At 66.1% G+C, this 14,495-nt stretch carries 6 protein-coding genes; 4 read left to right on the plus strand and 2 right to left on the minus strand.

What is annotated here, in order from left to right:
- Positions 1-13: 13 nt before the first annotated feature.
- Together AU187_RS13815 and pks2 are read right to left on the minus strand one after the other, a co-directional pair.
- Positions 14-667: a methyltransferase family protein gene (locus AU187_RS13815; RefSeq protein WP_156425635.1), complete on the minus strand. Its 654-nt coding sequence runs from the start codon at positions 665-667 to the stop codon at positions 14-16.
- A 106-nt stretch (positions 668-773) separates the two neighbouring features.
- On the minus strand, positions 774-7,103 hold the full coding sequence (gene pks2 / locus AU187_RS13820; RefSeq protein WP_059166871.1) for a sulfolipid-1 biosynthesis phthioceranic/hydroxyphthioceranic acid synthase: 6,330 nt from the start codon (positions 7,101-7,103) through the stop codon (positions 774-776).
- A 369-nt stretch (positions 7,104-7,472) separates the two neighbouring features.
- On the opposite strand from pks2, the gene htpG reads away from it, so the two are divergent.
- The 4 genes from htpG (at position 7,473) to AU187_RS13840 (ending at position 14,486) form a co-directional block, all read left to right on the plus strand.
- The gene (htpG, locus tag AU187_RS13825; RefSeq protein WP_059098199.1) at positions 7,473-9,428 is read left to right on the plus strand and encodes a molecular chaperone HtpG; all 1,956 of its coding nucleotides are present in this window, start codon (positions 7,473-7,475) and stop codon (positions 9,426-9,428) included.
- Between the two features lie 434 nt (positions 9,429-9,862).
- Complete coding sequence (locus AU187_RS13830; protein ID WP_231740234.1) at positions 9,863-10,759, plus strand: SAM-dependent methyltransferase; 897 nt, start codon at positions 9,863-9,865, stop codon at positions 10,757-10,759.
- A gap of 6 nt (positions 10,760-10,765) precedes the next feature.
- Positions 10,766-12,505: an AMP-binding protein gene (locus AU187_RS13835; protein ID WP_059098198.1), complete on the plus strand. Its 1,740-nt coding sequence runs from the start codon at positions 10,766-10,768 to the stop codon at positions 12,503-12,505.
- Between the two features lie 67 nt (positions 12,506-12,572).
- Entirely contained in the window at positions 12,573-14,486 is a 1,914-nt protein-coding gene (locus AU187_RS13840) for an ABC transporter ATP-binding protein (RefSeq protein ID WP_059098197.1), read from the plus strand.
- Positions 14,487-14,495: the final 9 nt, after the last annotated feature.

Consider the following 14,495-nt stretch of genomic DNA (forward strand, 5'->3'; position numbering starts at 1 on the left):
GCGATCCGGCGTCTCACCACACGCCGGGCACCAGGCGGTGGCGCACCTCCTGCGTGTACTCGCGGTAGCCGTCCAACTCTTCCTGGAGCAGCTTCTCTTCGTCCCGGATCCGCAGGCCGAGCACGATCACGGCCGGTACGACGACGACCAACCCCCAATAGCTGCCCAGGGCAAGGGAAATGCCAACCACCAAAATCACATTGCCGGTGTACATGGGATGCCGCACCAGTCCATACAACCCGGTTCGGACCAGCTTCTGGCCCGCCTCGACCCGTACGACCGCGGCCGCATAACTGTTCTGGATCACCACCATCATCACCACGCCGAGTGCGATGGCGACCAGGACGTCGCCGACCAAGCAGATCGCGGTGGGTACCTGCGACCAGCCGAAGCGGTGGTCAAGCGCGCTGATAACGAACACCGAGGCCAGCGATAGGTACCAGCCGGCGATCAAAGCCTTTTGCTTGGTTCGTGTCTCGGCTGTCGGCCCCGCGCGCATCCGGCGCTTGAGCGCATCGGGATTGGTTCGCAGCAGATACACGCCGGGGATCCACGACGACAGAGCGAACACCGCCAGGAAAACCCACGCCTGCCAGTAGTCGAACGTGCCTGCCACCACGAACAGGATCAAGCCGAACAGGACAGGCTCGATAAGCCCGACGATCATCGTTCTCAGCAGGGCTTTCACGCATTCTCCTTACCAGTCCGCCCGACGCACGCTACCAGCGCGCCCGGGTGGGCTCGAAACCGCCGCGAACTCTCGCGCAGCCCGGTCAGGTGGCTTGCGCGGGCGCCAACTTCTCGCAGAGCAGGTCCGCCAGTCCGCGAACCGTGCCGATGGAGGAGAGGTCGGCGGGATTGACCCGGATCCCTGTCTCGGTTTCGATCCGGGTACGCAGTTCCAGTGCGCCCAGCGAATCCAGGCCGTACTCGGCGAGCGGACGGTCCGGGTCAACGCTGCGCCGCAGGATCAGGCTGACCTGATCGGAGAGCAGGCGCCGCAGCCGGATGGGCCATTCCTCCGGTGGCAGCTCGTCGAGCTCGGCCCGCAGCCTGCTTGTGCCCGCGGCGTTCTGCACGCTGGAACGGAACGCCTCGGCGAACGGGATCTGCTCGGCGAAGGCGGTCAGCCACGGCGTGCCGGTGATCGGCGCATAGCCGGTGTAGGCGCGGTCATGGCGGAGCAGCGCTTCGAGGGCGTACGCACCCTCCTCGGGCGTGATGGCGACCCCGGCGCTCTCGGCCAGGGCTGTGCCGCGCCCGATCTGGGCCCACGCCCCCCATGCGATCGCGGTCGCCGGAAGGCCCTGGGCCCGCCGCCACAAGGTGAACGCGTCCAGCCAACTGTTGGCCGCGGCATACGCACCCTGGCCGGGCGAACCCACCAACGCGGCAGCGGAGGAGAACGAGCAGAACCAGTCCAACGGCTGGCCTGCACTGGCAGCGTGCAAGTTCCAGGCGCCGTGGACCTTTGGCGCCCAGTCGCGTTCGATCAGCTCATCGGTGATGTTGGTCAATGTGGCATCGTCGATCACCCCGGCCGCGTGCAGCACACCGCGCACAGGCAGACCGGTGGCGGTCGCCGCGGCCACCAACCGTTGAGCCGTCTCGGGTTCGGCGACATCTCCGCACTCCACCACCACGTCGGCGCCGAGCGCCCGGATCAGCTGAATCGTTTCCAGTGCTTCGAGCGTGGGCTGCGAGCGCGAAGACAACACGAGGCGTCCGGCACCGGCGCCGGCCATCTTCTCTGCGAAGAACAGCCCCAGCCCGCCCAGGCCACCGCTGATGATGTACGCGCCGTCGGGAGCGAAGCTCCGAACCTGCTCGGGGGGCACCACCACATTGCTGTTCCCCGCCTGCGGCATATCGAGAATCAGTTTTCCGGTGTGCCGCGCCCCGCTCATCATCCGAATCGGGGTGGCGGCGTCGGCAAGCGGGTAATGGGTGCACTCCGGCATGGGCAGCGCACCCTCGGCGGTGAGGCGGTACACCGTTTCCAGCAGTTTCCGAACCTGCTCGGGGTGGCTGACCGACATCAACGCCAGGTCGACGGCGAAGAACGAGAGGTTGCGCCGGAATGGGAAGAGCCCCAACCGGGTGTCGCCGTAGATGTCGCGCTTGCCGATCTCGACGAACCGCCCGCCGAAGGCGAGCAATTCGAGACCGGCGCGCTGCGCGGCGCCGGTGACCGAGTTCAGCACGATATCAACACCGCCGCCGTCCGTATCCTCACGGATCTCATCGGCGAAATCCAAGCCTCTCGAGTCGTAGACGTGCTCGATACCCATGTCGCGCAATAGCTGTCGACGTTGCTCGCTGCCGGCGGTGGCGAAAATCTCAGCGCCGGCAGCGCGCGCGATTGCCACCGCCGCCTTACCCACACCGCCGGTTGCGGAGTGGATGAGCACCTTGTCACCGGCCTTGATGCGGGCCAGATCGTTGAGGCCGCACCAGGCGGTGGCCGTCGCGATGGTCAGGGCCGCCGCATGCGCATCGGTCAGACCCTCCGGCAGCGTGACGGCCAAATTGGCATCGCAGGTGATGAACCTGGCCCAGCAGCCGTTGGCGGACAGACCGCCCACGCGGTCGCCGACCTTGTGGTCGGTCACGTCGGGGCCGACGGCGGTCACCACGCCGGCGAAGTCGATGCCGAGCTCTGGCAGCTTTCCGTCGAACGCGGGGTAGCGGCCGAACGCGACCAGCACGTCCGCGAAGTTGACACTGGATGCCGTGACCGCGACCTCGATCTGTCCCGGGCCCGGCGGAACACGGTCGCACGCAACGAGTTCCATCGACTCCAGATCCCCGGGCGTACGGATCTGCAGACGCATCCCGTCGCAGGAGTGGTCGGTGACGGTGGTTTTGCGCTCTTCGGGCCGCAGCGGAGTCGGGTACAACCGTGCGGTGTACCACTGGCCGCCGCGCCAGGCGGTCTCGTCCTCATTGGACTCGCCCAGAAGTTGCCGTGCCAGTTGCTCGGTATCGCTTTCGTTGTCCAGATCGATCTGCGTTGCGCGCAGATGCGGATGCTCGGTGCCGATCACCCGGATCAGACCTCGCAGGCCCGCCTGTTCGAGGTTGGGCGAGTCGTCGGCCACCACGGTCTGCGCGTTGTGGGTGACGACGTAGAGGCGCGGAGGCTCGCCGGCGATCTCCGGCAATTCGCGGGCGATGCGCACCAGATGCCGCACATACTCCCGACCGAGGATCGGTGACTGGTCCTCGCCCGCGCCGTTCCTGGGGGCCGTCAGGATCACCACACCGGTGAATCCGCCGGTGCGCAGATGATTGCCGAGTTGGGCCGCGTTCGAGGAGTGGTCGGCGTTTTGCGGCCAGCACATGCTGCTGCATTGCGCACCAAGTGATTTCAGGGTGTCGGCCAGTTCCGTGGCCATCTGGTCGGCGTTGGCGATGCTGATCAGCAGCCACGCTCCGGCGTCGACGTGCTCGGTTTCGGGCAGCTCCTTGGGCTGCCATTCGATGGTCAGCAGTCGCTCGGCCAGCACTCGGTCCCGGCGGCCCTGTTCGGAATCTCCGGCGCCCAATCGCAGGCCCTGCACGGAGAGCATGACGGTGCCGTTCTCATCGAGTACGTCAATGTCGGCCTCGACGCCGGACGCATCGGCCTTCGTGACCGTCGTGAGGCAGTAATGCGCGTTGCGGGCATCGGCGTAGGCGCGGAGTCGGCGTACCCCCAACGGCAACCCGAGCATGCCTTCTCCCAACGCCCGAACGTCAGGATGGGCCTCCACGGATTGGAAGCAGGCGTCCAGCAGCGCGGGGTGCACTCCGTAGGCATCTTGTTGCGAGCGGATCTGGCGGGGTAGTGCGACCTCGGCCAGCACGGTGCCGGCTTCCCCGGTGTGCACCACACCAAGCCCGCTGAAAGCCGGGCCGTACTGCATGCCACGCTGATCCATGCGCATGCGCACCTCGTCGCCGTCCTCCTGGCCCGGATGTGCGGCCAGCAAGGCGGACATGTCGTGCGACGGCGCCGGCACATCGTCGGCGGTATGGAGGACCGCCGACGCCTGCCGGGCTGATTGGCCCTCCTGATTGGTCTCCACGGTGAAGTCGACGACGCCCGGTGACAACGACAACGCCGAGGCGCCGACTGTCGTCTGCTCATCGAGCAGCAGCGCCTGCTCGAAACGGATGTCGCGGACCTCGGAAGCCTCGCCCAGCACGGTGCGGGCGGCGGCCAGCGCCATCTCGCAATACGCTGCCCCCGGGAGTACAGCGACATTGCGGATCTGGTGATCTTCCAACCAGGGCTGTGCGGCCGTGCCGAGGTTCCCTTGCCAGACATGGCGTTCGGGTTCCTCTTGCAGTCGCACATGCGCACCCAGCAACGGATGCACGGAAATGGTGCAGGCGCCGCGGATCGGAGAATCCTGACCGTCGCCGCTCAACCAGTGCCGGTGGCGCGTCCACGTCGGTAGCGGTGCGTCCACCAGCCGGCCGTGCGGGTAGAGCACCGAGAAATCGACTGCGGCGCCGGCGTTGTGAAGGTCGGCGACGAACCCGCGCAGCCCGAATGGGAGCGCTTGTCCGCGCCGCATACCGGCCACGGTGGCCATCGGCACGTCGAGACTGGCCGCGGTCTGTTCGAGCGCGCGGGTGAGCAGAGGATGCGGTGCCAGCTCGGCGAAGACCCGGTGACCATCCTCCAGGGCCGCCTGCACCGCCGCGGCGAAACGAACCATGCGTCGTACGTTGTCCGCCCAGTACCTGGCGTCGAACTTCGCCGGCTCGCGCGGATTGAACAGGGTCGCGGAGTAGAACGGGACTTCCGGTGTCATCGGGTCCAGTTCCGCCAGCGCGTCGGTCAGCTCGCCGAGGATCGGATCGACCTGTGGTGAGTGGAAGGCGACGTCGGTGGGCACTTCGCGGGCCATCACGTCACGCTGTTCCCACGTGGCGATGAGATCGCGAACCGTCTGCGCCGCGCCGGCAACCACGGTGGACTGCGGCGACGCCACCACCGCCAACACGACGTCGTTGACGCCGCGCGCCGTCAATTCCGAAAGCACCTGCTTGGCAGGCAATTCCACCGCTGCCGTGGCGCCGGCGCCGGCGATGCGGCGCATCAACCGCGACCGCCGGCAGATCACCCGCGCGCCGTCCTCGAGTGACAACGCACCCGCGGCCACCGCCGCAGCAGCCTCACCGAGGGAGTGCCCGATCACCGCGGCCGGGCGGACTCCGTAGGCCTTCAGGGTGGCGGCGAGGGCGACCTGCATGGTGAAAAGAGTCGGTTGGATGCGGTCCTGGCCGGCGACGACCTCGGGCGCCGAGATCGCATGCGTGACCGAGAATCCGGACTCTTGGGCGATCAGCGGCTCGGCTTGCGCGACGGTGGCGGCGAACACGGGTTCGGTCGCCAGCAGTTCGGCGCCCATGCCCGCCCACTGCGAACCCTGGCCCGAGAACACCCAGACCGGACCGCGGTCGTCGCGGCCGACCGCCGCGGGGTACGGAGTGTCGCCGTCGGCAACCTCACGCAGCGCGTCGGTGAGCTCCGAGCGGCGACTCGCGATGACGGCGGTGCGCACCGGGCGGTGCGCCCGCCGGCGCGCCAAGGTATAGCCGAGGTCCGCCAGCGCCACGTCGTCGTGTGCCTGCACCCAGTCGCACAGCCGGCCGGCGGTGCGGCGCAGTTCGTCGGCCGACGTCGACGACAACGGGAACACCAGCGGTGAGGCCGTGGGAGATTCGACTCGCGGCTCGTTGATGGGTATCGCCGGAGCTTGCTCCAGGATCACGTGCACATTGGTTCCCGATATCCCATATGCCGACACCGCCGCCCGCCGCGGACGGTCACCGTTACTCGGCCACGGCGCATTCTCCTGCGGCACGAAGAGATTTGTCTCTATCGCCGCCATCTCGTCCGGCAGCCGATTGAAGTGCAGGTGCTGCGGGACGACACCGTGCTGCAGGGCGAGAACGGATTTCAGCAGTCCCAACGGCCCGGAGGCCGCCTGCATGTGCCCGAAATTGGTCTTCGAGGACACCAGCGCGCAGGGGCCGTCGACGCCGTATATCTCTGCCAGGCTGGCGTATTCGATCGGGTCGCCGGTGGGCGTGCCGGTCCCGTGTGCCTCGACCATGGCCACACTTTCGGCATCGACGCCGGCCGCGGCCAGCGCCTGCCGGTAGGCCGCGAGTTGCGCGGCTCGCGACGGCGTCGCGATGTTCACCGTGCGGCCGTCTTGGTTCGCGGCCGTGCCACGTATCACCGCCAGAATCCGGTCACCATCGCGCTGCGCATCCGGTAACCGCTTGAGCAACAACACCACACAGCCTTCACCGGGCACGAACCCGTCGGCGGCGACGTCGAAGGCGTGGCAGCGACCGGTGGGGGACAGCATGCCCTCGGCCGAACCCGCCGACCACTTGCGCGGATCCAGCGCGAGCGTCACGCCGCCGGCCAGCACGAGGTCGCTTTCGCCCTCGTGCAGGTTGCGACAGGCCAGATGGATCGCGGTCAGGCCGGACGAGCAAGCGGTGTCCACCGTGAGCGCGGGACCGTGAACGCCGAGCGCGTAGGCGATGCGCCCCGACGCCATGCTGTAACTGTTGCCGGTGAAGCCGTACGGCTGCTCCACCGCGTTGGCATCGGCGGCCAGCAGTTGATAGTCCCCGTGTGTCAAGCCCACGAACACCCCGGTCCGCGAACCGGCCAGCGCCTCCCGGCTCAGACCCGCATGCTCCACCGCCTCCCAGGAGGTTTCCAACAGCAGTCGGTGCTGCGGATCGGTCGCGGTGGCCTCGCGATCGTTGATGCCGAAGAACTCGGAGTCGAAGCAGTCGACGTCGTCGAGGAAGGCGCCCCATTTCGACACCGACCGCCCGGGCACGCCCGGCTCGGGGTCGTAGTAGTCGTCGGCGTCCCAGCGGTCGGGCGGGATCTCGGTGACCAGGTCATCCCCGCGCAGCAGCGCCTCCCACAGCTGCACGGGGGAGTCGATCCCGCCGGGCAGCCGGCACGCCATGCCGATCACCGCAATAGGGGTGACAGTTTCGGTGCCCACTTCCGGTGAGTTGATCGCGGATCTTGAGCCCGACTGCGAATCTTGCCCCGTCTCGGGCAACGTCATTTCTCCTCCGCGTAGCAACGGTTGCTGTGGCCCGGGCCGACATACGTGTAAGCACCGTGTGCGGGTGCGGTGGCCACGGCGCGAATATCGGCGCCCCGGCGCGTGTTTCTCAGCGGCGGCATCGGTTTGCGTCGACAGGCATTCACAAGCAATGACGGTAATTTCGCGCCTGGTGAATTGTCTCGAAATCCGAACAATCCATCCCGGGCTGCCGGATCAGCAACGATGATGGGTCCCCCTTGTCCCCCGCCCCTTCATGGAGTGTATCCGCCTGTGTTCGCCAGGTTGCTGCAAACGCGCGACGACGACGCAGTCGCTATTATCCTTCCGGATACCTGCAACCAAAGCCTGTGTCACCAGAGGAAGCACATGACTGCACACGTCGAACAGTTGGAATTTCAGGCGGAGGCGCGCCAACTGCTGGATTTGCTGATCCACTCGGTGTACTCGAACAAGGACTCCTTTCTGCGGGAGTTGATCTCGAACGCCTCCGACGCATTGGACAAATTGCGGCTGGAGAGCCTGCGTAATAAGGACCTCGACGTCGACGCCTCGGATCTGCACATCGAGATCGAGGTGGACACTGAGGCGCGCACGCTGACCGTTCGCGACAACGGTATCGGTATGACACACGACGAAGTCGTGGACTTGATCGGCACGCTGGCCAAGTCGGGCACAGGACAGCTGCGTCAGCAATTGCGTGAAGCCAAGGACGCGGCGGCCTCCGAGGAACTGATCGGTCAGTTCGGTATCGGTTTCTATTCGACGTTCATGGTGGCCGACAAGGTCGAGCTGCTCACCCGTAAGGCCGGCGAGAGCGAAGCCACCCGGTGGGTGTCGAGCGGTGAGGCGACCTACACCATCGAATCCGTCGACGCCTCGGATGCAGGGGCCCCGCAGGGCACGTCGGTCACGCTGCACCTCAAACCCGAAGACGCCGACGACCAGCTGCACGACTACACCGCGGAGTGGAAGATTCGCGAGCTGGTCAAGAAGTATTCGGATTTCATCTCCTGGCCGATCCGGATGCAGGTCGAGCGGCGCACCCCGCCGACGGAGGAGGGCGGCCCCGAAACCGGGCAGGAAACCGCCACCGTCGAAACGCAGACCCTCAACTCGATGAAGGCACTGTGGGCCAAGTCGAAAGACGAGGTCTCCGAGGAGGAGTACAAGGAGTTCTACAAGCACATCGCGCACGCCTGGGACGACCCGCTCGAGGTGATCGCGATGAAGGCCGAGGGCACCTTCGAGTACCAGGCCCTGCTCTTCATCCCGTCACAAGCACCGTTCGACCTGTTCACCCGCGACGCCAAGATCGGGGTGCAGCTGTACGTCAAGCGCGTCTTCATCATGGGCGACTGCGAAGAGCTGATGCCCAGGTACCTGCGTTTCGTCAAGGGGGTCGTCGACGCACAGGACATGTCGCTCAACGTTTCCCGCGAAATCCTCCAGCAGGACCGGCAGGTCACCGCGATCCGCCGCCGGCTGACCAAGAAGGTCCTGTCGACGATCCAGGATCTGCAGTCCGAGCGTCCCGAGGACTACCGCACGTTCTGGACCCAATTCGGGCCGGTCCTCAAAGAGGGCTTGATGTCGGACTTCGACAACCGCGACACGCTGCTGCGGATTTCGTCGTTCGCGTCGACGCACAGCGACGAGGAGCCCACCACACTCGCCGAGTACGCCGAGCGCATGAAAGAGGGTCAGGAGCAGATCTTCTTCGCCACCGGACAGTCCCGTGAACAACTGCTGAAATCCCCTCACCTGGAGGCGTTCCGGGCGAAGGGCTACGAGGTGCTGCTGCTCACCGACCCGGTCGACGAGATCTGGGTGGGATCGGTGCCCGAGTTCGACGGCAAGCCGCTGCAGTCGGTGGCAAGAGGCGAGGTCGATCTCGACTCGGAGGAGGAGAGAAGCGAGGCCGAGCGCGAGGAGCAGGAGAAGGAATTCGCGGGGCTGCTCGGCTGGCTGAAGGAGACGTTGAGTGATCATGTCTCCGATGTGCGGCTGTCGATGCGCCTCACCGAGTCGCCGGCGTGCCTGATCACCCCCACGTTCGGCATCACGCCGGCGCTGGCGCGGATGTACCGCGCCTCCGGGCAATCGGTTCCGGTCTCGAAGCGGATTCTCGAGCTGAATCCGAACCACCCGCTCGTCACTGGGCTGCAAAAGGCGCACGGCAAGAGCGACGACGCTCAACTGAGTCGGCTGGTCGATACCGCCGAACTGCTGTACGGCACAGCGCTTCTCGCCGAAGGCGACATTCCCGACGATCCAGCCAAGTTCGCCGGGCTGCTCGCCGAGCGACTGGCTCGCACCGTATAGAGGACCCGCCCGCCGCGGGTCACATGCGGATTCGGCGGTCCGATGTAGAGCACCGTCGGCAAACGCATCCACGGCCAGTCCCGACGATGCGCGGGAGAGTCGAGAAGATAAAACCGCAGGTCGTGGTGCTGGTCGGAATCGCGGAGGTCCGGACGGGGAATTTGTCGGCTACCTAAGTTTCGCGTTCGGCAGTGGGGCCGCGACGGCCGCAGTAACGTGATTCGGGTGATCGAGACCTCCCTTGTGGACGTGCTGTGCGAGCACGCCAGTGAGCGGGACCGCAACGGCGCCCCCGAGAGCATGACGTGGTCACCTCTCGTACCGGCGGACGTCGAACTCGACGCGGAGCTCGAACCGCACGGATCGACTGGCACCCCAGGGCGGCATGTGTCGAGCAGTACCGGCACGGCCAATTCGCCCGTATCGACGCATAGGTGGGGGACAATTCGATTGAAGGGGAGGAAATGACAACGATAAGCCAGCGCGGCGCATCGCCCGAATCCATTCAGCACCACTACGATATAAGCAACAAGTTCTACTCACTCTGGCTCGACGAGTCGATGACGTATTCGTGTGCCTTGTGGGATGGGCAAGCCGATGATCTCGCGGCGGCTCAGCTACGCAAGATCGATTATCTCGTGTCCGAGGCAGGCGCGAAGGGGTGCGCACGTGTGTTGGACATCGGGTGTGGGTGGGGCTCGGTCATGCAACGGCTGGTTGCCGAACACGGCGTGCAACATGCCACGGGTCTGACTTTGAGTGAAGCCCAGGCTCATCACGTGGAGGGCCTGGGCGATCCTCGATTGGAAGTGCTTGTCCGGGACTGGGCGGATTTCCAGCCAGATGAACGGTATGACGCTGCCATCTCGATCGGGGCCATGGAGCACTTCGTCAAGTTCGGCTGGAAACGGTCGGACAGAGTCGCGGCGTATCGACGATTCTTCGAAAAGTGTTACGAGTGGCTCAATCCCGGCGCGGGTCTGGCGTTGCAGACGATCGGCAAGGGGAACGTCGTCATGGACGAGCAAGGGCTGCGCGATTGTCTGTTCATAGCGGAGCACATATTTCCGGAATCGGATCCCCCGAGGCTCGCCGAAATCGCGCATGCTGCCGAGAAGCTCTTCGAGATCAGGTCGGTGCTCAACCATCGCGAACACTACGCACTCACATGTTCTGCGTGGCTCGAAAGGCTACGCAGCAATCGGGTTGAGGCGGAAGCGATCGTGGGCCCGGAGAAGGTGTCGGTCTACGAAAGGTACCTCGAAGCGTCGGTGAGGCAGTTTCGGCTCGAGCACACGAACCTCTATCGAATCTCCCTACGGAAGGTGTGAACCGCTGTGAACGAGTCTTCCCCTGCCGCTATTCTCCGCGAGCGCGCCGGTTTTCAGCCCGATGACACAGCGTTCACGTTCATCGACTACGACCAGGACTGGAACGGTGTACCCGAAAGCCTGACGTGGTCGCAGCTGTACCGGCGGACGACGAACGTCGCCATTGCGCTCAAAGGTGCCGCGTCGCCCGGTGACCGGGCGGTGATTTCGGCACCGCAGGGGCTTGACTACATCGTCGCGTTCTACGGCGCGCTGCAGGCCGGACTCATCGCGGTTCCGCTTTCGGTGCCGATGGGTGGCGTCACCGATGAGCGCGTCGACTCGGTGCTGCGCGATTCGTCGCCGACCGTCGTTCTCACGACGTCGGCCGTCGTCGACAGCGTCACGGCGTCCGTACAGTCGCAGAGCGGCCAATCCGTTCCAGCAGTGGTCGCCGTCGACTTGCTGGACCTGGACGCGCCGCCGATATCCGACGTAGAGAGCGCGGGCGGCCCAGGCATCGCGTATCTGCAGTACACGTCCGGGTCGACGCGTGCGCCGGCGGGTGTCATGGTGTCGAACAGGAATCTTCTGATCAATTTCGGGCAGCTGATGGCCGACTTGTTCGCCGACGACGGCAATGTGCCCCCGCCGGACACCACCGTCGTGTCGTGGCTGCCGTTCTATCACGACATGGGTCTGATGGTCGGAATCTTTGTGCCGGTCCTGGCGGGACTTCACGCTGTGCTCATGAGCCCGATGGCCTTCCTGCAGCGGCCGGCCCGGTGGATGCAGTTGCTGGCCAGCAACAGATACGCGTTTTCGTCGGCGCCGAATTTCGCTTTCGAGATAGCCGCGAAGAAGACGTCCGACGAAGACATGGCCGGGCTCGATCTCGGGGAAGTGCGTGGCATCGGTAGCGGTAGCGAGCGGATAAACCCCGCCACCATAAAGCGCTTCACTGAGCGGTTCGCCCGCTTCAACCTTCGCGATACGGTGCTGCGGCCCGGGTATGGCCTGGCGGAGGCGACGGTGTACGTGGTGACCGGACGGCCGAATCAGGCACCGAAAGTCGTCCGGTTCGACTCCGACAAGCTGACCGCCGGTAAGGCGGAGCGGTGCGAGAACGGCGGTGGTACACCGTTGGTCAGCTACGGTGTGCCGCAGTCGCCGACCGTTCGGATCGTTGATCCCGACACGATGACCGAATGCCCGGCGGGGGTGACGGGCGAGATCTGGGTGCACGGCGAGAACGTCGCGCTGGGCTATTGGCAGAAGCCCGAGGAAACCGCGGCCACGTTCGGCGCGAAGATCGTCGCGCCATCCGATGGCACACCCGAGGGGCCGTGGCTGCGCACCGGGGATCAGGGTTTCGTTTTCGACGACGAGGTCTTCGTCATCGGCCGCATCAAGGATCTGTTGATCGTGTACGGGCGCAACCACTCACCCGACGACATCGAGGCGACGGTCCAGGAGATCACGCGCGGCCGGTGCGCGGCGATCGCGGTTCCCGATCGTCAGACCGAGAAACTCGTCGTCATCATCGAGGCCAAGAAGCGGGGCGACTCCGAGCAGGAGGCCTCAGAGAAGCTCGCCGAGGTCAAGCGCGAGGTCACCTCGGCGATCTCCAACTCGCACGGCCTCAACGTCGCCGATCTTGTTCTGGTACCGCCCGGTTCGATACCCATCACCACGAGCGGCAAGGTCCGGCGGGCGACATGTGTCGAGCAGTACCGGCACAGTCAGTTCGCCCGCATCGACGCGTAGGCCGCCATTCGCTGGCGGTGCGGGAAGCCGTTGACCTCATCCATTGTTGAGGTTCTACGGTGAATCGATGAGCATCGAAACGGTCGCCCGCCAGACGCTGTACCGGCAGTCACACGCCCGGGGCGGCGATTTGCGGTCGCTTCTCAACCCCGCGCTGCTGCGCCGCATCTGGAGTTTCGCCGGTCGGCATCACCCGCGGCTGCGTGCGTTCGTCGCGGTCAGCGTCGTCGGCGCGCTTCTGGGCGTCGCCACGCCGGTACTGGCGGGCAAGGTCGTCGACGCGATCACCGGGGACTCGCTCCGCACGGTCCTGTTGCTGGCGGCGGTCATCGCGGCGGTGGCGCTCGCCGAGACGGCCGCCTCGCTGGTGACCCGCTGGCTGTCGGCGACCATCGGCGAGGGCCTCATCCTCGATCTGCGCACTGCGGTGTTCGACCACGTGCAGCGGATGCCGGTCGCATTCTTCACCCGCACTCGCACCGGCGCGCTGGTCAGCCGGCTCGGCAACGACGTGATGGGCGCGCAGCGGGCGTTCTCCGACACGCTGTCCGGTGTCGTGTCGAACCTTGTGACGCTCACGCTGACGTTGGTGGTGATGCTGTCGATCTCGTGGCAGATCACGCTGCTGTCGCTGGTGCTGGTGCCGCTGTTCATCGTGCCCGCCCGACGGATCGGCGCCACCATGGCGCGGCTGTCCCGCGAGGCCGCCGCCCACAACGCGACGATGAACACACAGATGACCGAACGGTTCTCGGCGCCGGGCGCCACGCTGGTGAAGCTGTTCGGCAATCCGGCGACCGAATCGCGGGAGTTCGGGGTGCGCGCGGGACGCGTACGCGACATCGGCGTGAAGACCGCGATGCTGCAGTCGGTCTTCATGAACTCGCTGACGCTGATGTCGGCGTTGGCGCTGGCATTGGTGTACGGGCTCGGCGGCGTGCTGGCCATCGGTGGCCACCTGCAGGCGGGGGCGATCGTGTCGCTGGCCCTGCTGTTGACCCGGTTGTACGCGCCGCTGACCGCGCTGGCCAACGCCCACGTCGAGATCGCCACCGCGCTGGTGTCTTTCGAGCGGGTCTTCGAGGTGCTCGACCTGCAGCCGCTGATCCGGGAGAGGCCGAACGCCGTCGCGGTCCCGGACGGACCCGTCGAAGTGAAGTTCGACGATGTGCGATTCTCCTACCCGGCGGCGGACAAGGTGTCGCTGGCCTCGCTGGAAGAGGTCGCGGTCCTCGACCATCGGGGCGGTGAGGAAGTGCTGCACGGCATTTCGTTCACCGCGCGACCGGGGCAGATGGTCGCGCTGGTCGGCTCGTCGGGCGCGGGCAAGTCGACGATCGCGTCGCTGATCGCCCGTCTCTACGACATCGGAGCCGCGGACGCGGCGACATCAGACGGAGGCTCCGGTTCCATAAAGCTCAACGGCGTCGACGTCCGCGACCTGACGTTCGATTCGCTGAAGAACACCATCGGAGTGGTCACCCAGGACGGCCACCTGTTCCACGAGTCGATCCGCGCCAACCTCACGCTCGCGGCGCCCGAAGCGACGGACGAGGAACTGTGGGACGCGCTCGACCGCGCCCGGCTCGCCGACGTGGTCGCCGACATGCCCGACGGACTCGACACCGTCGTCGGCGAGCGCGGCTACCGCTTGTCGGGCGGGCAGCGGCAGCGGCTGACCATCGCGCGGTTGCTGCTGGGCCGGTCACGCGTGGTCGTGCTCGACGAGGCCACCGCGTCGCTGGACTCCGAATCCGAGGCCGCCGTGCAACAGGCGCTGACCGAGGCGCTGGCGGGCCGCACCTCGATCGTCATCGCCCACCGGCTGTCGACCGTGCGTGCGGCCGACCTCATCCTCGTCGTCGAGGACGGCCGCATCGTTGAACGGGGCACCCACTTCGAACTGCTCGCGACTCGGGGCCGTTACGCCGACCTGTACGAAACCCAGTTCGGCGATCAGGAGGAAGGCGTCGCGGCATGACCACCATCA

This window comes from Mycobacterium sp. IS-1556, assembly GCF_001499985.1.
Classification (GTDB): Bacteria; Actinomycetota; Actinomycetes; order Mycobacteriales; family Mycobacteriaceae; genus Mycobacterium.